Raw genomic sequence first — 18,697 nt, forward strand, 5'->3', positions numbered from 1 at the left:
ATATAAAGTTATCTATTCTTGTTGATTTGGCTGAAGTTGGCCTTTGTAATATAGATTTAGTATTACTTAATGAAGCACCTCTTATGTTGAAGCTTGAAATTGTCAAATATAACAATATAATTTATAAGAGACAAGACTTTGACTCAGTTGGATATTTTTCTATTACAGTTAGAAAATATTTAGATTTTGAACCTTTTATTGAAGTACAGCGAAGATATTTTAAGGAGAGATTGTTAGATTGAAAGTTCTGAAAAAATAATGACAGCTGAAGAGGTAAATCAGTTATATTCAAAATTACAGAAATATGCATTGGCTGATGGAACAGTTAAAAAGGCTCATGTTGATAACATTCAAATGAAAAAATCATAGTGGGCGATTAAATTAAATGGTGAATGCATAAGAAGGAGATTGAAAAGGATGCAGCAAATGGGTAATCATAAAAACAAAATAATCATCATATTATCATGGACAGTTGTATTATTATGGCTTGTCCTTATATTTTATTTTTCATCTCAACCGGCAGTAGAGTCAGATAGACTAAGTAAAAAAGTTACACAAGTTATTATTGAAAACGTAGGTCGATTAGTTCCATTAGATATTGAGAGTAGTACTACAACAGATTTGGTATCAAAATTTAATCGTATTGTAAGGAAATTTGCCCATTTTGGGATTTATTTTGTTCTTGGGATATTAGTTATGAATGGCTTTAGGGCAAGTGGAATTAGAGATTTTAGGGCATTTATATTTTCTCTAATATTTTGTATACTCTATGCTGCGAGTGATGAAGTCCACCAAATTTTTGTACCTGGTAGAGGTGCACAGGTGCTTGATGTTTTGATTGATAGTTTAGGGGCTTTTGTTGGGATTGGAATTTATAAACTAGTTGAAAAGATTGTACTTTAAAAAATAGAAATTATGAATACAATAAAGTAAAATAATATTAAAGAAATTAATAATGCCAGGAAGTGGTTGCTATGAAAATAGAGAGAATAAAAAAATACTACAGAATGGAGAGAATATAAACGTAGAATTTAAAGAAAGTAAAAGCAAATTAAATAAAGATGTTTTTGAAACAGTATGTGCATTTTTAAATCGAAATGGTGGCGAACTACAAAGCTCACAGGTACACAGATGTAATGGTAAAATTTTTGATAGAAATGAGGATGGCGATTTTGAAATTACAAATAATACAAACTTAGTAGCAGTAATGTATATGAGAAAACAGAGCACATATACAGAAAATAGGATTTTTCATTATGCAAAGCTTTCAGACCTAAAAAGAGAAATATTTATAAAGGTTAGAAAAATGGCAGCTAATTAGAGGCCAAATCATCCATGGAAGTCAATGGATGATTTAGAATTTTTAAAAAGTGCTGGATTATGTTTAAGGGATTTACAGAGTGGTAAAGAAGGTATTACATTAGGCGGTATACTAATTTTTGGAGATGAGCAACTAATCCATGCTGCACTTCCTCATTATAGAACCGATGCTATTTTACGAAGGGAAGATACAGATGCAAGTTTTTTAAGGAAATAGGGTGGGTAGATGAATTTGGTTCTGGAGTTAGAAATATATATAAATATAATAAGATTTATTCTGGTGCAGAACCTACTTTTATAGAAGGAGATGTTTTTAAGACTATTATTCCTTTAAGCGTGCAAGCAAGTGACCAAGTAAGTGATCAAGTAGGTAATAATAAAATAAATGAAGAATATATGATAAAAATAAAAGGTGATTTGCTAAAACTTACAATACCTAATAAGCCTACAAGTCCAAAGCAAAAATACTATAGTGAGAAAATCAAATAATTTTTGCTTGCTAAAAGACAGCAAAAAAATTAGTTGCTAATAGCAGAAAGAAGCGGACCCTGCAAGAGGGTTCTCTTTTTTTGTTTTTTTGCAGGAAAATATATATTTTTGAAGAAATAATTAATGAAAAAGACAAAAAAGTGCTATTTAGGTAAATAAGTGAAAAATGTGTGTAAAATTTTGTAGAAAAGTTATATAAATAACTGCATTTTTTTTGCTATTAAGAATGATGATTTAGTTGGGAATGTGACACTGATGAAGAATTTATAAAAAGCTGAGTATAGGGGGATGTAATAATGAATGAGAAAAGGAATAGAGTATTATTTAAAAGTATAGTTTTATTACTATTAGTAGTATCAATTGTCATGTTTAATACTATTGTATATACAAATTCTGATGAAATTTTGGGCAATGTTACCATGGATGATAATGTAGCAACGAAAAGTGTTCTAGTATCTGTAAACCATATTTTTAGTGAGCTTGGCTATCAAATGATTCCAGATTATGAAAGGAATCTTTTAATTTTTTTAAAGGACAATAATTTTAAAGTGATATTAAATATAAAAAGCAAAAAATTTTTAATAAATGATAATGGTGTTAACATAGAAATGCATACTGATATACAAACTATAGGTAGAAAATATTATGTACCATTAAATGTATTGTCGAAAATAGTTAATACTAATAAAATTAATTTTGCAGAAAATGTGCCAGTACTTATGTATCATCATTTATTAGAAAAGAAAGATATAAAAGGAAAGCTTGTAAATAATTCAGCAGTTATTGCAGTAGAAAGTTTTAGTCAGCAGATGAAGGTACTGCATGAACAAGGATATACAACTATAACTTTAGATGAATTAGAAAAATATTTGAAAGGAGAAATACTTTTACCTAAAAAAAGTGTATTAATAACTTTTGATGATGGATACAAGAGTAATTATGTTTATGCTTATCCATTACTAAAACAATATGGTTTTAGGGCTACTGTATTTATTATTACACAACATATTCCATATCAAATGACAGAATTTAATCCAGAGAAGCTACAGATTATTAGTTGGCAAGAAATTAAAAAAAGTATGGATGTTTTTGATTTTGCATCGCATACTCATGATTTACATAGATTAAATGATAAAAATATTAGTTATGTTATTTGTAAAGATAAAGAAGAAGTTCTTAAAGATCTTAAACTCAGTATGGAAATACTAGATACAAAGTATTTGGCTTATCCTTATGGACAATATAATGAAGAAACTTTAAATATATTGAAAGAATTAGGTTATACTTTAGCATTTACAATAAAAACGGGAAAAGTTAAACCTGGAGATGATCTATTGCAATTGAAAAGGATAAGAATTAATCCTAATGTTAGTATATGGAAATTCAAGAAAATTATTAGTGTAAAATAAAAGTAATATGATATACTAAATAACAAAGAGAAATAAGAAAATTTGAGGTGAAGTATGTTTAACATTAGTGAATTTATGTTATTAGATATTTGCGAAAATATGGGTACTTATATTAGAGGAAGAAGTTATTATTTAAATAATAGAGTAAAAGAGCTTGAGTATTTTCAAAGCTCTAATTTATTTAAAGCTATAGTTAAGGGGAATGAATATTATTATGTAGAAGTCATATTTGATAGGGAAGGTTTTTTAAAATATACAAGCTGTACATGTCCTGCATATGAAAAGTATGAGAGATGTTGTAAACATATTATAGCAGTTTTATTTGATATAATAGCTAGAGATAGACGTGGAGAATTTGATTCATCAAAATCTTCAGTTGAAGTAGAAGGAATTATAGATTACTTTAGAAGTTTAAATACAGATAAAAAAGTACCTTTAAATTTAGAGATAACCTATGAATTTGCTCCTTATGGATATGAAGTAGAGAATGCATCATATTTAAGCCTTAGAATTGGTGAAAAAAACTTTATAAAGTAAAAAGCATACGAAAATTCCTCGAAAGCATAGACATGAAAGAAGAACTATATTTTGGGAAACAATTTACACTTAATTTAGATAGACAGGAATTTAAAAAGGAAGACAAGCCAATTATTGATCTATTAATGGAGATTTATAAGAATGAAAGAATTATAAATAATTTATCATATAACTATACTGGAAATAGCCTTCTTAAAGGGAATAAAGTAGCATTAAATCAATATACATTAAAAAGATTTTTTGACATAATGAAGGATAGAAAGTTCAATGCAATTATACTTGGTGAAGAGTTTTCAAATGTTTGTATAGTTGATGAGGACATGCCTATAAGATTTGATTTAGGAAAGGAAAAAGACGATTTATTATTAGAAATTAATGCTTTAAATGGAGAGTTAATTTCTTTGACAACCGATGGAGAGTACTTTTTTACAAATAATAAAATCTATAAAAATTCAGAAAGTTGTAAGAAAACATTTGTACCATTTTATAATGCTATAACAAGACGACGAGATAATGTTATAAGAATTCCTAAGAAATATAGTGAAACTTTTATATCAGAGATATTGCATAAGATAGAAAAGATTAGTGAAGTAAATATTGATAAGGAAGTTAAGGATTCTATATATAGTGTAGAGATTAAGAGAGAAGTTTATTTTGATAGAAAAGGGAATAGCATTTTTGCCGAATTGAAATTTTTATATGGAGATATAGTTATAAATCCTTTTTCAAAAAATAGATATGAAAATTCTATAGATGGAAAAATTTTACTTAGAGATTTTGAAAAAGAAAAAGAATTAATAGATATATTTGAAAGAGCAGATTTTAAGGTAAAAAATAATCGTATATATTTAAAGGATGAAGAAAAGATATATAATTTTATATATTATGAAATACCAAAGATTCAAGAAATAGCTGATGTCTATTATTCTGAAGCATTTAAGACTATGAAAATAAGAGATATTTCATCCTTTTGAAAACTCTTTGACAGAGCTTTGGTCAATATTTGATTTTATCATGCCGGGATATTTATTATCTCATACAAAATTCAAGAAAAAATTTGAAAAACCTATTGTAAGGGACAAAGATAGTAATGCATTAAATGAACTTAGTAAACATATACGTCCGTTTATTCTTAGAAGACTTAAGAAAGATGTATTAAATGAGCTTCCAGAAAAAATAGAACATAAAATAGTAGCGGAACTTACGAAAGAGCAGAAAAAAGTTTATCTTGCTTATCTTAATCAAATAAGGAATGAAATAGATGAAGAGATAAAAAATAAGGGATTTGAGAGAAGTCATATAAAAATTTTATCAGGGCTGACAAGACTTAGACAGATATGCTGTCATCCGTCTCTATTTATAGAAAACTTTAAAGGGGAAAGTGGTAAACTCCTTCTTTTAGAGGAGATAATTGATGAGTCGATAGAAAGTGGGCATAGAATACTCTTATTTTCACAATTTACAAGTATGCTTAAGATAATTAGAGAAATGCTTGAAAGGAAAAAAATAGATTATAAGTATCTTGATGGTTCTACAGATACTAAAGAAAGAGGACAATTGGTTAGAGCCTTTAATCGAGGAGAGGGAAAAGTATTTTTAATTTCATTAAAGGCAGGGGGAACTGGTTTAAATTTGACTGGGGCTGATACGGTTATTCATTTTGATCCTTGGTGGAATCCAGCCGTAGAAGAACAGGCTACAGATAGAGCTTATAGAATAGGGCAGAAAAATTCAGTTCATGTTATGAAACTTATAACTAAAGGAACAATAGAGGAAAAGATTTTTAAGCTGCAGGAAAAGAAAAAGGAGATGATAAATGCAGTAATAAAACCAGGTGAAACATTAGTAACTAAACTAAATGAAGAAGAAATCAGAGAATTATTTGAATTTTGATTCTTTTATTGAAGTATAGCGAAGACATTTTAAGGAAGAATTATTTATTGATTAAATTATTTTGTATGATATACTAATTAATAGGGAGAAATATAAGTTGGTGGAAATAATGGATGTGGGTTTAGTAAGTGCAATCAGAGATATGCTTAGAGAAGAGCTAAAACCTATAGACGAAAGACTAGGAGCGCTAGAGGATAACATCAAAGGTGTGGACAAAAGATTAGGAGCGGTAGAAGATAACATTAAAGGTATGAATGGAAGACTAGAAAGAGTAGAATTAGAGATTAGTGGAATAAAAGAAGAGCACGGTTTATTGTTAAGAAGCATAGAAGAAAAATTACAAATACAATCTAAAGCAATAGAAAAAATCGAATTTATTGAAGGAGATATAAAAGCGATAAGAAAAGATATTGATAGGATGAAAAAAGATATTTGTTTAATAGAACGGGTAACTGCTAAAAATTGGGTCGAAATTAATGAATTAAAGGCAGCTAAATGAATGATTACACTTTAAAGAGAGAAGTGAAGATTATTTTTTTAAATTTTATGGTATTTTTATGATATAATAAATAATAATTTTTATTAGGAACATTCCTTTCGTAGTTAAGATGATTTAATAATATTAGAAAGTGAATGTTCTTGATTTGTTTTTTGAAGATATTATTGAAAGCCCTTAATAATTTTTCATTAAGCTAAAAATTATAATATTGGAGGCGTTTAAATGTTTGATATTGATACTTGTTTATCATTTGTAACAAGTAAGGCCTGTAAAGAGATAGCAGAAGCTTTTAATAAGAGATTAATGAAGTTAGGTGTTACACGAGTTCAATGGATTGCGCTATATTATTTAGGTAAGTGTGAGGGGATAAAACAAAAAGAATTAGCAGAAAAGATGAATATTAAAGATTCTACAGTTGCTAGACTTATTGATAGAATGGAAAGGGAAGGTTATGTTATACGTGTTAAAGATTTGGAAGACGAGAGGATTACAAAATTGTATCTGACGGAAAAGGGGATTGAATTAAGAGAAAAATTACTTCCTGAAGGTAAAAAGATGAGTGAAATTCTCTCTAAAAATATTACAGATGAGGAAATGGAAATTTTTAAAAGGGTTCTAAAGAAGATGGTGGATAATGTAAGATAGTACTGTAAAGTTAGATTTGGGAAAAAAAGGTTGAAGTACGACCAAATATTTGCTATACTAATAATTAGCATAGCAAATACATATCAAAAGGGGGATTTAAAATGGCAAAAAATCCAAGGGAGATTTTAAACAGTTTTATGGAGGGGCTAAAAGAAGTTAGCAAAACTAATGAAGAACAGGTAAATGCTTTTATGAATTTACTTGGAGCAGCTTATAAACCAGGAGCTATTGATACAAAGACAAAAGAGTTAATGAGTGTAGCAATTGCGGCTTATAACCGTTGTGAGTATTGTATAGTATTCCATGTTTATAAAGCTCTTGAAGCAGGTGCAACCCGTGAGGAGATTATGGAAGCAGCTATGGTTGCTGTAGCTTTTGGTGGAGGTCCTTCTATGGCATACACTGTATCTTTATTAAAAGATTCAATAGATGAGTTTGCACCAGATTTTAATAAGTAGTAAATAAGGCAGTGTTATGCTGCCTTATACTTTTTAAAGGGAGGTATAAAAATGAGAATTGAGATTAAGGTAGATAAATTACCAAACAATAGTATAAATTGTAAGATTATAAGATTACATAAAAAAGTTGGAGACGATGTGAAAGCAGGAGATATTTTATTTGATATAGAAGACAATAAAAGCAGTATGCCTATAAAATCAACTGTTTCTGGGAAAATAGAAGATATAAAAGTTAAGGAAGGAGATATAATTAATGTAGGAGATATATTAGCTATAATAAATGGAGAAAAGGTAGAGCCAGAGAATACGGTTGTGAAAAATGGTTTTGAGTACTTTGGCAATTTATTAAAACCTAAAAAACAAGAGATAGAAAGCGATATTACTATTATTGGTGGAGGACCTGGAGGATATGTGGCGGCAATACAGGCTGCTAAAATGGGTGCTAAAGTTGTTTTAGTAGAGAAGGATACTGTAGGAGGAACTTGTTTGAATAGAGGATGTATTCCTACAAAATCATTAGTTCGCAGTGCAGAAATTTATAAGAACTTAAAAGAGGCGGAGAAATTTGGATGTTATGCTGAAAATGTTAATATTGATATTAAAAAAGTGATTACTAGAAAAAATAATATAGTAAATCAGTTGGTGAAAGGAATACATTATCTTTTAAGCAAACATAAAATACAGGTAATAAGTGGTGCAGGAAAGATACAAGACAAAGAAACAGTTTATGTAAAAAAAGGAATGGAAGAAACAATAATTAAGACTAAAAATATAATAATTGCTACAGGTTCTAAAACATCTAAACTACCAATTCCAGGTATAGATATAGAAAATGTAATATATAGCGATGAAGCTTTGGAATTAAAAGAATTGCCGAATAAATTGGTTATTGTTGGTGGCGGTGTTATCGGAATGGAGTTTGCCTTTATATTTGCAAATTTTGGAGTAGATGTAACGGTTATTGAATATTTAGATGAAGTACTTGCAAATCTTGATGAGGACATTATTAAAGAGATAAGTAAAATTGCAATCAATAAAGGAATTAAGATATATACAGGTGCAAAAGTAGAAGAAATTATTAAGAGTGAAGACGGGCAATGTATCGTTTCATTTACAAAAGATAACGAGAAAAAATATGTTACTGCAGAAAAAGTGCTTATGGCAGTAGGAAGAGTACCTTGCTTTGATGGTTTAGATATTGAGAAATTAGGAATAGAATTAAATGATAATGGCAAAGGAATTAGAGTAAATGATAATATGGAAACTAATATTCCTGGCATTTATGCGATAGGAGATGTAACTAATAAAATACAACTTGCCCATGTAGCATCACATCAAGGAATAATAGCTGTAAAAAATATTATGGGAGAAACTTGTGAAATGGATTATGATTGTGTACCTAGTGCTATTTTTACAGATCCCGAAATAGCAGTAGTTGGAGTTAGTGAAAAGACTGCTGAAAAAGAAGGTATAGAAATAGAAGTAGGCAAGTTCCCATTTGTTGCAAATGGCAAAGCATTAACATTAGGGGAAAGTGAAGGATTTATCAAAATTATTAAAGAAAAAGCTACAGGAAAAATTATTGGAGGTGCTATAATAGGACCACATGCAACCGATCTAATAGCAGAAGTTACATTAGCAATCAAAAATGGGTTGACTGCAGAACAAATTGTAGAAACGATACATGCACATCCAACAACAGCAGAAGTTATACATGAGGCAGCATTAGCTGTAGAAGGTGGTGCTATACATTTTGTCGAATAAAAAAGTAGCAACAAAGATAATTCAGTCTTTATCATTTGACCCATGGTATAATTTAGCATTAGAAGAGTATTTGTTAAATAAAGTATCTGAAAATCAGATGATTTTGTATTTATGGCAAAACGAAAATACAGTAGTTATTGGTAGAAATCAAAATCCATGGAAGGAATGTAGATGTAGTGAATTAGAAAATGAAGGTGGAAAATTAGCTCGTAGATTATCAGGGGGCGGAGCGGTTTTTCATGATTTAGGTAATTTGAATTTTACTTTTATAATGGATAAAAAATTATATAATCTGGAGAACCAGCTAAAAATTATTTTACGAGCGGTAAGGAAATTAGGTATAGAAGCTGAATTTTCCGGGCGAAACGACCTTACAGTTCAAGGAAAGAAATTTTCAGGAAATGCTTTTTATTTCGATACTAATTCAGCATATCATCATGGTACACTTTTAATTAATACAGATTTTGAAAAATTAAATCGTTATTTACAAGTATCGAAAGAAAAATTGAATTCAAAAGGTGTTGATTCTGTTCAATCAAGAGTAGTGAATTTATCGAGTATAAAAAATAGCATTACCATAGAGGATATGGTGAAAAGTTTAGAAGAAAGTTTTATTGAATTTTACGGAGAAACTACTAAAGAATTTCATCAGGTTATTTTCACAAAAGATGTTGAAAAGTTATACCATAAATATGCTTCTTGGGAATGGAGATATGGAGAAACCCCTAGCTTCGATATTACTTTCAGAAATAGATTTTCGTGGGGAGATATAGATATAGGATTAAAATTAGAAAATGGATATATTAAATCATCGGTAATTTATTCGGACGCTATAGAATATAACTTAATTCAAGAAATCTCACGATTATTAGAAGGAATTCCATTTTGTAAAGAAAATATTATTAGCAGAATAGAAAGTATTTCTACTAATTCAAGTAATAGAACTATCATTGAAGATTTAAAAAGATGGTTTAGTACAAAGAATATATAAAGTAAAAAACCTGAATTCATTACAAATTATAGAAAGTAAAAATTGCATTGCTTTTTGGATTAATTTATAATGATAGTAATGAAGTGTTTTTTTGTTTTAATTATATTAAGGCGGTGTGATTATGGAAAAAGAATTATTATTGACAATTAGAGATATGCTTAAAGAAGAATTAAAACCTTTAAAAGACGAAATGAAGGGCATAAAAAGTCAGATTAATGGTATGCAGAATCAAATGAATAGTATGCAGAGCCAGATTGATGGTATGCAAAGTGAAATGAAGGGTATGCAAGGCGAGATAAAAGGTATAAGAGACGAAGTAAAAGACGTAAAAGTTGAAATGGCTGGTATGAAAAGTAAAATAGATGAAACTTATGAAATTGTTAAAGCTCTAGAACATTCAGCACAGGTGAATAAAGCAGAATATGATCAAATGCAAAATGATATAGCACATATAAAAGGGGATATACAAACAATAAAAAGAGAGATTTATAGAATTGAAGAAGCTGCAGCAAATAATTGGGCAGATATTGCGAGATTAAAACAAGCAAACATAGAAAAAATGTATAGTGTATAGCTTCCATAAATACAAATGGGTAAAAAGATTTCTAATTCTGCTTCAAGCATTTCTTGGAGTGTAGCTTTAAAAAGGTCTTTAAAAGAAGAAATAAGCTAAGGAAAATTTTCCTTAGCTTTTACCTACTCTATTTTATTAATATCTGTTATTTTAGTTTTTAGTTATGATATAATTATACGATTTCGGATGTATTTTAGGCTATTATTTTTATAATGGTCTACGTCTTAAAGTTCTAATTGATATTTCGTGTTCACCTAATATTTCAATGATAGATTTATTGTCTTCTCAATGCTTCTACAGGTGGAACTGATGAAGCTGATACAGCAGGATATACTCCAAATAACAGACCAGATACTAGTGCAACTACGGTTGATACTTTTATGGCCTGTAAACTTATGGCTGTTTCAAATCCATATTTTTCGAATATGTTCATACCCCATATTCCTGCTACAATTCCAGCAATAGAACCTATTATACTTACATATAATGCTTCTAGAATAAATTGAAATAGTAAATCTCCTTGTTTTGCTCCTAATGCTCTTCTTACTCCTATTTCTTCTGTTCTTTCAGTTACTGCAACTAGCATTATATTCATTATACCAAGTCCGCCTACTAATAAAGATACGGCAGCTATTCCACCTAATAATAGTGTCATTACACGATTGGCTTTATCAGCTTCTTTTACAAGTTTGTTCAAACTAGTTATAGTTATTAAATCTTCACCTTTAGTTGGCATAAATGTATTGTTATTTCTTGGAGGTCTATCTTCGTCAAATTCTCCTCCATCTGAATCTGAATTTTTTTCGCCATTCGGATTGTTTTGAGCTCTAAGTGCGGCTGTTGGTGCTTTTTGATCTATTCCTAATTTTCTTTTAAATATTCTTCCTAGTTGCACAACTACTAAGTCTGCGTCTCTTTTTGAAGCGGCTTTTCCCCAAATTTCTTCAACAGTTCTTTTTTCGGCTATTTTTTGTGCTGCAGTATATGGAATTAAAATTTTATTATCTATATCGTCTGCATTGCCTGCACCTTTAGGTGCAAGAACTCCGATGATTCTGTAATTTTCACCATTTAGTTTTATAGTACGTCCAACAGGACTTCGCCCTCCTAGTAAACCTCTTCCTATGTTATATCCTAAAACGGCAACTGGAGCACGTTGTTTTACATGAAGTTTGGTAAAGAAATGTCCAGAAATAACTTTATGATCTCGGATTTGAGGAAATTGTTCATTTACACCTATTATATCCACATTTCCTCTGGTTCTTTTCCATCTTATTAATGTGTTGGTTTTAATAACGGGGCTGGCCATTTCTAAACCTTCTACCCTTTCGACTAATTCTTGTGCTTCTTCAGCATCAAATTCTACGAAAGGTTTATGAGCTTTAATTATAATTACATTAGAACCGAAACTTTCAAATTGTTCGATAACAGCTTTCCTAGCCCCTTCACCTATACCCATCAAACTTATAACAGAAGCGACTCCTATTGCAATTCCCAATATTGTTAAAGCAGACCTTAAAGGTTTAGACAATATCCCATGAGCAGCCATTTTTGCAGCAAACCAACATCTTATAAAGAAGGAAAGTATCTTATTAGTCATTTACTTATTCCTCCTTATTTTTATTTTTTTGTGTTTGTATTTTGCTGCTCTTTGGGATTATCGTTCTTTTTATCTGGCAGCAATGTATCATTAGATTTTATATGTTCGCTTGGAAGTATGTCTGCACTACTTCCTGTTATTACAAGGTCGCCTTCTTTTACTCCACTTTTCACTTCTGCATAGCGGTCATTCATAAGTCCTAGTTTGACAGGTACTGCTTTTACAGTTCCATCGGGTTCTAAGATTTCTACCATAAATTTCCCATCTTCTTCGAATATAGCTTCGATAGGTACTAATAGTACATTTTCAGCACTTCCAGCATCGATATATACATTTGCTTGCATACCAGGTTTTAATTGAGAATCACCTTTAACTTGAATGATTACATCATATTTTGTTATTCCATTATTATTTTCGCCTCTTGTTGAAACATCAATAACTTTACCTTCAAATACTTTACCAGGAATGGCATCTACTGTTACTTTAACAGGTGCATCTTGTTTTACATTGACTATGTCTATATCATCAACTTGTGCCCATACTTCCATTTCATTTGTATTAAATACAGAGCCAATCCATCTACCAGGTGTAACAGTTTCTCCTTCTTGAACACCAATATATGCAATTATACCATCTAGTTTTGATCTTATTTCTAAATTGTCTAAACTGCTTGTTAATTTACTTATTTCTAGTTCAAGCAATTTGATTTCTTCTAGTTTGTCTTGTATCATTTTTTGAGTGTCAGCTCCAGCCATTGATAAGATAGGTTCACCTTTTTTTATAACTTCCATGTCATGGACAAAAACTTCTGTTACTATACCCTCTGCTCTGTTGATAACTCTTTTTTCTTCTATAAAGCTATCTACTTTAGCCTTATTAACAAAGAAGTTTGTGAAAGAAGGATTGTTATCATCTGATAAACCTACATAAACATCCATATCAGGTTGAACTAATCCAGGATTTTTAGCTACTACAGTTATCCAGTATACAAAACCTTTAGGATTTCCGTTTTCATCTTTATCTGGTGCTGGGTCTTGACTAACTTCGGTTATTGTACCCTCATATAAATTATCAAAGTTAGGGAAACGTAAAACAACTTTTTGTCCTTCTTTTACTCTCTTTATTTCTACAGGTGTCAATTTTGCTCTTACTTTGAATTTTGAATCATCTACAATTCTGCATACTAAATATCCAAGTTCTAATTTGTCGCCTTCTTCTACTTTTAAATTTATAATCCTTCCGCTGATAGGAGCTTTTATGGTAATCCCCTTTGCAGGATTTATACTATCTATCTTTTCTAAAGGAGTACCTGTCATTTCAGCTAACTGTTCTTTTTTCATTTTCAAACTTTCTTTTTTGCTATCAATTTCCTTTTCGATATCAGATGATTTTAATTTTGCTATTAATTGACCTTTTTTAACTTGATCTCCTTCTTCTACTAAGATTTTCTCTATTACATAGTTTATTGAAGGCCCGTCGAAGTCCATATTTCCAGGGACTCTGATTCCGCCACCATGTGTAGCATCAAGTCTACCACTAGTTTCAACTCCTACAGAAATATTGCCTCTGATTACTTTTTTTGTCGCATAAACAGGACCTGTTACTTCTTCTACTTCTGCTGGCATTAATTGTTTGTAGGCATAAAGTCCACCGCCTAACACTATTAATAATATAAGTATTATCATCATTACACGCTGTAACATATTATCCCCCTTCTAAATTTTAATTTTTTTAGACGCTCTTTGCTGTTGATTTATCCAATATTTCAACATTTTCTATTTTTCCATCTAAAAGATGATATATTTTATGTCCATATAGAGCTATTTTTCTTTCATGAGTTACCTGTACTATAGTAATTTTCAATTCTTTATTTAATTTTTGGAAAATGTTCATTATGGTTTCGCTTGTACGTGAATCTAATGCACCTGTTGGTTCATCTGCAAGTATTACTGAGGGCTTACTCGCTATAGCTCTAGCTATTGCTACTCTCTGTTGCTCTCCACCAGAAAGCTGTGATGGTAAATGGTTCATTCTATCCCCTAAACCTACAGCTTCCAATGCTTCTTTAGCAATTTTCTTTCGTTTTTTACCTAAAATACCTTTATAAATAAGTGGCAGTTCGACATTTTCTAATGCACTCAAGTTAGGTAAAAGATGAAAACGCTGAAATACAAAGCCAATAAATTGATTTCTGATATCGGCTAACTGTCCATCTCTTAATTTTTCTACATGTTTATCTCTAATCATATATGTACCTGATGTTGGTAAATCAAGACATCCTATTATGTTCAACAGTGTTGATTTTCCTGAACCAGACGGTCCCATAATGGAAACGAAATCTCCATCTTCAATTTTCAAATCAATTCCATTTAATGCATTTACTTGAATTTGACCATTTTTATAACTTCGGGTTATACCTTTTAATTCAAGTAGAGACAAAAAATACCCCCTCCTTTAGAAAAAAATATCAGTAATACTTACAGACATTTTAATACTAGTGTTCAAAATTCAGATTATATTACCATTGATTTATTAATCTATTAATGCTGATATAATTATATTTATACATTAGCTGGTAACTTTCTGCTTATTTGGCTTAATTGTATTAAAGCAGATGTTACCAGCTGTTTTTATATCTAAATTTATCAGAATATCTATTTTTTGTCATTCATGATTTGTTAATAGTTTTTGTATTTATTTATTGAACACTAGTAATATTTTGACAAAAATCCATCATATTCTATTATATCATTAAGCTACCTTATGTCAATAAAAAAGCTATGGAACGCAAAACCCGACAAACTCAATAGTGTATATTAAATGTAACCATTATTTGATAATATATGATAGATTTTTATGATAAAATATAGAGTATAATATTATATTAACTTTTTTAAATTTTTGTTGAGGGGGAATATTATGCTTACAAACGTTGATATTCAAAAAATTATTCCACATAGATATCCTTTTCTTTTAGTTGACAAGATTATCGAAATAGAAGAAGGTAAAAAGGCAGTAGGCATAAAAAATGTAACTATAAATGAGCCTTTTTTTCAGGGACATTTTCCAGGTAATCCTATAATGCCAGGAGTACTTATTGTGGAAGCTATGGCTCAGGTTGGAGCAGTAGCAGTATTAAGTCTTGAGGAAAACAAAGGGAAACTAGCAGTATTTACAGGAATAGATAAGGTTAGGTTTAAAAAACAGGTAAAACCAGGAGATACATTGAGAATGGAAGTTGAGCTTATTTCGTTAAGAAGAGGTATAGGCAAAGCAGAAGCAATTGCCTATGTAGGTGATGAAGTAGCTTGTAAAGGAACATTGATGTTTGCTTTAGTTGATAATGAATAAAAATTGTATTAGTATAGATGGGAGGATTTAAGACATGTATCCGTTGAAGTTCGAAAATATTTATTTTGAGAAAATATGGGGAGGAAGAGATTTAAAAAATTTTAGAGACAATTTACCAGATGGCAATATAGGTGAAAGCTGGGATGTAGCTTGTCATAAAAATGGTACAAGTGTAGTTTCAAATGGTGAGTTTAAAGGTATGAAACTTGATGAATTAATAAAACTTAAAGGTTCTGAGCTCATTGGCACTAAAATATCTCAAGAATGGTTTCCATTATTAATAAAGTTTATAAATGCTAGAGACAAGCTTTCTGTTCAAGTTCATCCAGATGATGAGTATGGTATGAAAGTTGAAGGCGAAATGGGCAAGACAGAAGTATGGTATGTTGTTGAAGCTTTTGAAGGAACAAATTTAATATTAGGAACAAAGGATTGCACTAAGGAACAATTTAGAAAAGCTATTGAAACTGGTGAACTTGATAAATATTTAAATAGAGTACCTGTAAAAAAAGGTGATGTATATTTTGTAAAAAGTGGACTAATACATGCAATTGGTGAAGGTGTAATAATTGCAGAAATCCAGCAAAATAGTGATACGACTTATAGGGTGTATGACTACAACAGAGGTAGAGAACTACATATCGATAAGGCATTAGATGTAGTAGATTTAAGTTTAGAAGGTAGAAAAAGTAAAGGGATTAAAATAGAAAGAGAAGGATATACCAAAACATATTACTGTTTATGTAAAGATTTTTCACTTGAATTATATGACGTTTTTGATTCGTTTGAAGAATGTAGTGATGAAGAGAGATTTTTTATATTTACATGTGTAGAAGGAGAAGGAGAAATTATATACAAAGATGGTACAGAAAAGATTAAAAAAGGCGATAGTTTACTTATACCAGCAAGTTTAGGCGAATATAAATTTAGTGGCAGAATGAAGGTTTTAAAAAGCTATGTTCCAGATGTAAAAAAGGTAGAAAAAGAAATACTGGAAGTAGTGAATAATTAAATTTTTAGTATTAAAATAGAGAAAACCCCACTTGTAGCTAAAAAAGTGGGGTTTTATAATCTTATTTTATTTTAGCCAAAGCTTGGTCTAAATCTGCTATAATATCTTCTACATTTTCTATTCCTACTGAAAGTCTAACTAAACCGTCAGTGATGCCAGCTTTCAATCTTTCTTCTCTTGGAACAGGAGAATGAGTCATACTTGCAGGATGTTGTATTAATGAATCAACACAGCCTAAACTTACTGCTAAAGATATCATCTTAACACTATTCATTAATGTTCTTCCTGCTTCAATACCACCTTTTAACTCAAATGCTATCATTGCACCGAAATCTTTTGCTTGTTTTTTAGCTAGTTCATGTTGAGGGTGGGATTTAAGTCCAGGGTAGTGAACATTGCTTACAGCCGGATGATTTACTAGGTATTCAGCTACTTTTTTTGCATTTTTACAATGAATATCCATTCTTGGACCTAATGTTTTAAGACCACGAACTAGAAGCCAAGCGTCGAAAGGACTAATGATTCCACCTAAATCTTTAAAGTAAGGGAATTTCATGTTTGCGATAATGTCATTTGAGCTGACAATAATACCTGCAACAACATCACCATGACCACCAATATATTTTGTTGCACTATGTACAACGATGTCTGCTCCTAAGTCTAGAGGTTTTTGTAAGTATGGAGTCATAAAAGTGTTGTCAACAATTAAGTAGGCATTATGTTTGTGGGCTATTTCAGAAACAGCTTTAATATCTACTATCTGTAGGGTAGGATTAGCAGGGGTTTCTATGTAGATAATTTTTGTATTATTGCGAATAGCTTGTTCAATTTCATCTAAGTTGGATGTATCTACAAACGTTGTCTCGATATTGAAACGTGGAAGCACATGAGACATTAGACTATGAGTACATCCATAAAGTGCTTTTCCAGCAACTATATGATCACCTGCTTTTAATAAAGAGAGAAAAACAGTAGATATGGCAGCCATTCCAGAACCAGTTGCGATAGCAGCTTCGCCATTTTCTAATGCAGCCATTTTTTCTTCTAGTTCAGATATATTTGGATTTCCTAAACGAGTATAAATATAACCTTCTTCAACGCCTTCAAACCTACGTGCTCCTTGTTCAGCACTATCAAAGATGAAAGTAGATGTTTGAAAAATAGGTGTAACGTGTGCACCAGCTGACTTATCATGCTTATGTCCTGCATGAATCGCTTTTGTGTGAAATTTCATTTTCATACTCCCCCTATCAAATTATTAATTTAAAAAATTTCCATATTTTTATTATAATATTTTTGGATTAATTTTACTAAATTTATATACAAAAAAAGTAAGCAAATTAACGAATGATTATGAAGTTAGCTTTATTACAAAAATTTATGATAATAATGCTGTGATATATTTTCTCAAATATCAAAAAAATTCCGAGTAGATTTATAGATAATATGGCTTTGTTTTTGAAATTCATATTTAATAAAAAGAGTAACGAAAGGTAAAATAGAACCAATGTTAATAGAACAAAATCTTCGATTTAAATAAATTAAGGAAGATTTTGCCCTAATCCATTACGGAAATTATATTTAAAATTATCCACAAATTAATACAGTTTATAATTTCCTATGGATTATAAGAAATACTGGTAAAAGTTATTAAAAGGCGATAACATACTACTAGATGGGAGGTAGAGAAATGATTAAAATGATAAAGAAGGAATTAGATGTATTGGAGAAATATACAGAGATATTATCTGTAGCTTATACATATGATGAGGAAACATTCATACATGAGCCTTTTATATATGGAGGGACAGAAAGATTTATTATATTAGGTCTTAAAAATATTGTTGATGTGTGCAGAATGGTTATCGATTACTGTAACTTTAAAAAGACAGATGATTACAGAGAGATGATAAGGATACTAGGATATAACAAGGTGTATCCTTCATGGCTTTCAGAAAGTTTGGTGAAAAAGATAAAGTATGTATTTACTTTGAAGTATGACTATTTAAAATATATGAATAAGAAGGAGTTATATGTTTTACTAGAAGAAATTATAAGAGATTTTAGGCATTTTAAGAAATATGTATTGGAATATATAATTTAGCTATTAATAAAGATTAATTAAAATAATAATGAATAATAGAAAAATAAACCA

The 18,697-nt window shown here is 30.1% G+C and carries 21 protein-coding genes and 1 pseudogene; 18 read left to right on the top strand and 4 right to left on the bottom strand.

The genetic code is table 11. The features are described 5' to 3' along the window. Nucleotides 1-26: 26 nt before the first annotated feature. The 15 genes and pseudogenes from AB4Y15_RS01415 to AB4Y15_RS01485 all read left to right on the top strand — a co-directional run bounded on the left by AB4Y15_RS01415 (nucleotide 27) and on the right by AB4Y15_RS01485 (nucleotide 10,579). Nucleotides 27-242, top strand: coding sequence for a nucleotidyltransferase domain-containing protein (locus AB4Y15_RS01415; protein ID WP_427337975.1), 216 nt, complete (start codon nucleotides 27-29; stop codon nucleotides 240-242). Nucleotides 243-426: 184 nt separating this feature from the next. Further along, a complete protein-coding gene (locus AB4Y15_RS01420; RefSeq protein WP_427337976.1) occupies nucleotides 427-903 on the top strand; it encodes a VanZ family protein in 477 nt (158 codons plus the stop codon). Between the two features lie 52 nt (nucleotides 904-955). Continuing rightward, nucleotides 956-1,321, top strand: a complete 366-nt coding sequence (locus AB4Y15_RS01425; protein WP_427337977.1) for an AlbA family DNA-binding domain-containing protein — start codon at nucleotides 956-958, stop codon at nucleotides 1,319-1,321. A 12-nt stretch (nucleotides 1,322-1,333) separates the two neighbouring features. Next, nucleotides 1,334-1,537: pseudogene (locus tag AB4Y15_RS01430) on the top strand (DUF8451 domain-containing protein); the annotation flags it as partial. A 119-nt stretch (nucleotides 1,538-1,656) separates the two neighbouring features. Next, nucleotides 1,657-1,809 (top strand): hypothetical protein, encoded by a 153-nt coding sequence (locus AB4Y15_RS01435; protein WP_427337979.1) that lies wholly within the window; start codon nucleotides 1,657-1,659, stop codon nucleotides 1,807-1,809. Nucleotides 1,810-2,105: 296 nt separating this feature from the next. Then, nucleotides 2,106-3,218, top strand: a complete 1,113-nt coding sequence (locus tag AB4Y15_RS01440; RefSeq protein ID WP_427337980.1) for a polysaccharide deacetylase family protein — start codon at nucleotides 2,106-2,108, stop codon at nucleotides 3,216-3,218. A 54-nt stretch (nucleotides 3,219-3,272) separates the two neighbouring features. Continuing rightward, complete coding sequence (locus tag AB4Y15_RS01445; RefSeq protein ID WP_427337981.1) at nucleotides 3,273-3,755, top strand: SWIM zinc finger family protein; 483 nt, start codon at nucleotides 3,273-3,275, stop codon at nucleotides 3,753-3,755. Between the two features lie 32 nt (nucleotides 3,756-3,787). Beyond that, complete coding sequence (locus AB4Y15_RS01450; protein WP_427337982.1) at nucleotides 3,788-4,729, top strand: SNF2 helicase associated domain-containing protein; 942 nt, start codon at nucleotides 3,788-3,790, stop codon at nucleotides 4,727-4,729. A 7-nt stretch (nucleotides 4,730-4,736) separates the two neighbouring features. Then, entirely contained in the window at nucleotides 4,737-5,648 is a 912-nt protein-coding gene (locus tag AB4Y15_RS01455) for a DEAD/DEAH box helicase (protein WP_427337983.1), read from the top strand. Between the two features lie 97 nt (nucleotides 5,649-5,745). Further along, nucleotides 5,746-6,147, top strand: a complete 402-nt coding sequence (locus tag AB4Y15_RS01460; protein ID WP_427337984.1) for a hypothetical protein — start codon at nucleotides 5,746-5,748, stop codon at nucleotides 6,145-6,147. A 222-nt stretch (nucleotides 6,148-6,369) separates the two neighbouring features. Further along, nucleotides 6,370-6,792 carry a MarR family winged helix-turn-helix transcriptional regulator gene (locus AB4Y15_RS01465; protein ID WP_427337986.1) on the top strand — a complete coding sequence of 141 codons (423 nt, stop codon included), beginning with the start codon at nucleotides 6,370-6,372 and terminating at the stop codon, nucleotides 6,790-6,792. A 101-nt stretch (nucleotides 6,793-6,893) separates the two neighbouring features. Beyond that, nucleotides 6,894-7,250 carry a carboxymuconolactone decarboxylase family protein gene (locus tag AB4Y15_RS01470; RefSeq protein ID WP_427337987.1) on the top strand — a complete coding sequence of 119 codons (357 nt, stop codon included), beginning with the start codon at nucleotides 6,894-6,896 and terminating at the stop codon, nucleotides 7,248-7,250. A gap of 51 nt (nucleotides 7,251-7,301) precedes the next feature. Continuing rightward, complete coding sequence (gene lpdA, locus AB4Y15_RS01475; RefSeq protein WP_427337988.1) at nucleotides 7,302-9,014, top strand: dihydrolipoyl dehydrogenase; 1,713 nt, start codon at nucleotides 7,302-7,304, stop codon at nucleotides 9,012-9,014. Next, nucleotides 9,004-10,005, top strand: coding sequence for a lipoate--protein ligase (gene lplA, locus AB4Y15_RS01480; RefSeq protein ID WP_427337989.1), 1,002 nt, complete (start codon nucleotides 9,004-9,006; stop codon nucleotides 10,003-10,005). Before lpdA ends, lplA begins: the two co-directional genes overlap by 11 nt. A 121-nt stretch (nucleotides 10,006-10,126) precedes the next feature. Continuing rightward, nucleotides 10,127-10,579 carry a hypothetical protein gene (locus tag AB4Y15_RS01485; RefSeq protein WP_427337991.1) on the top strand — a complete coding sequence of 151 codons (453 nt, stop codon included), beginning with the start codon at nucleotides 10,127-10,129 and terminating at the stop codon, nucleotides 10,577-10,579. A gap of 274 nt (nucleotides 10,580-10,853) precedes the next feature. On the opposite strand, the gene AB4Y15_RS01490 is transcribed toward AB4Y15_RS01485, so the two are convergent. The 3 genes from AB4Y15_RS01490 to AB4Y15_RS01500 are packed head-to-tail and all read right to left on the bottom strand — an operon-like array spanning nucleotide 10,854 to nucleotide 14,618. After that, on the bottom strand, nucleotides 10,854-12,179 hold the full coding sequence (locus AB4Y15_RS01490) for an ABC transporter permease (RefSeq protein WP_427337992.1): 1,326 nt from the start codon (nucleotides 12,177-12,179) through the stop codon (nucleotides 10,854-10,856). 20 nt (nucleotides 12,180-12,199) lie between these two features. After that, a complete protein-coding gene (locus AB4Y15_RS01495; protein WP_427337993.1) occupies nucleotides 12,200-13,882 on the bottom strand; it encodes an efflux RND transporter periplasmic adaptor subunit in 1,683 nt (560 codons plus the stop codon). 28 nt (nucleotides 13,883-13,910) lie between these two features. Next, nucleotides 13,911-14,618: an ABC transporter ATP-binding protein gene (locus AB4Y15_RS01500; RefSeq protein ID WP_427337994.1), complete on the bottom strand. Its 708-nt coding sequence runs from the start codon at nucleotides 14,616-14,618 to the stop codon at nucleotides 13,911-13,913. Nucleotides 14,619-15,098: 480 nt separating this feature from the next. Between AB4Y15_RS01500 and fabZ the strand changes: the two genes are divergently transcribed. Next, complete coding sequence (gene fabZ, locus AB4Y15_RS01505) at nucleotides 15,099-15,530, top strand: 3-hydroxyacyl-ACP dehydratase FabZ (protein WP_427337995.1); 432 nt, start codon at nucleotides 15,099-15,101, stop codon at nucleotides 15,528-15,530. Nucleotides 15,531-15,564: 34 nt separating this feature from the next. Beyond that, complete coding sequence (locus AB4Y15_RS01510) at nucleotides 15,565-16,542, top strand: type I phosphomannose isomerase catalytic subunit (RefSeq protein ID WP_427337996.1); 978 nt, start codon at nucleotides 15,565-15,567, stop codon at nucleotides 16,540-16,542. A 61-nt stretch (nucleotides 16,543-16,603) separates the two neighbouring features. Here the strand turns inward: AB4Y15_RS01510 and megL are convergent, their stop codons facing one another. After that, nucleotides 16,604-17,776, bottom strand: coding sequence for a methionine gamma-lyase (gene megL / locus AB4Y15_RS01515; RefSeq protein WP_427337997.1), 1,173 nt, complete (start codon nucleotides 17,774-17,776; stop codon nucleotides 16,604-16,606). A gap of 456 nt (nucleotides 17,777-18,232) precedes the next feature. On the opposite strand from megL, the gene AB4Y15_RS01520 reads away from it, so the two are divergent. Then, nucleotides 18,233-18,646 (top strand): DUF86 domain-containing protein, encoded by a 414-nt coding sequence (locus AB4Y15_RS01520; RefSeq protein ID WP_427337998.1) that lies wholly within the window; start codon nucleotides 18,233-18,235, stop codon nucleotides 18,644-18,646. Nucleotides 18,647-18,697: the final 51 nt, after the last annotated feature.

It is taken from the genome of Caloranaerobacter longqiensis, from assembly GCF_050286925.1.
Classification (GTDB): Bacteria; Bacillota; Clostridia; order Tissierellales; family Thermohalobacteraceae; genus Caloranaerobacter.

Coding starts and splice junctions, on each gene's coding strand:
- fabZ (WP_427337995.1), top strand. CDS start 15,099: ATGCTTACAAACGTTGATATTCAAAAAATTATTCCACATAGATATCCT.
- AB4Y15_RS01425 (WP_427337977.1), top strand. CDS start 956: ATGCCAGGAAGTGGTTGCTATGAAAATAGAGAGAATAAAAAAATACTA.
- AB4Y15_RS01440 (WP_427337980.1), top strand. CDS start 2,106: ATGAATGAGAAAAGGAATAGAGTATTATTTAAAAGTATAGTTTTATTA.
- AB4Y15_RS01485 (WP_427337991.1), top strand. CDS start 10,127: ATGGAAAAAGAATTATTATTGACAATTAGAGATATGCTTAAAGAAGAA.
- lpdA (WP_427337988.1), top strand. CDS start 7,302: ATGAGAATTGAGATTAAGGTAGATAAATTACCAAACAATAGTATAAAT.
- AB4Y15_RS01465 (WP_427337986.1), top strand. CDS start 6,370: ATGTTTGATATTGATACTTGTTTATCATTTGTAACAAGTAAGGCCTGT.
- AB4Y15_RS01445 (WP_427337981.1), top strand. CDS start 3,273: ATGTTTAACATTAGTGAATTTATGTTATTAGATATTTGCGAAAATATG.
- AB4Y15_RS01420 (WP_427337976.1), top strand. CDS start 427: ATGGGTAATCATAAAAACAAAATAATCATCATATTATCATGGACAGTT.
- AB4Y15_RS01520 (WP_427337998.1), top strand. CDS start 18,233: ATGATTAAAATGATAAAGAAGGAATTAGATGTATTGGAGAAATATACA.
- AB4Y15_RS01495 (WP_427337993.1), bottom strand. CDS start 13,882: ATGTTACAGCGTGTAATGATGATAATACTTATATTATTAATAGTGTTA.
- AB4Y15_RS01490 (WP_427337992.1), bottom strand. CDS start 12,179: ATGACTAATAAGATACTTTCCTTCTTTATAAGATGTTGGTTTGCTGCA.
- AB4Y15_RS01470 (WP_427337987.1), top strand. CDS start 6,894: ATGGCAAAAAATCCAAGGGAGATTTTAAACAGTTTTATGGAGGGGCTA.
- megL (WP_427337997.1), bottom strand. CDS start 17,776: ATGAAATTTCACACAAAAGCGATTCATGCAGGACATAAGCATGATAAG.
- AB4Y15_RS01510 (WP_427337996.1), top strand. CDS start 15,565: ATGTATCCGTTGAAGTTCGAAAATATTTATTTTGAGAAAATATGGGGA.
- AB4Y15_RS01450 (WP_427337982.1), top strand. CDS start 3,788: ATGAAAGAAGAACTATATTTTGGGAAACAATTTACACTTAATTTAGAT.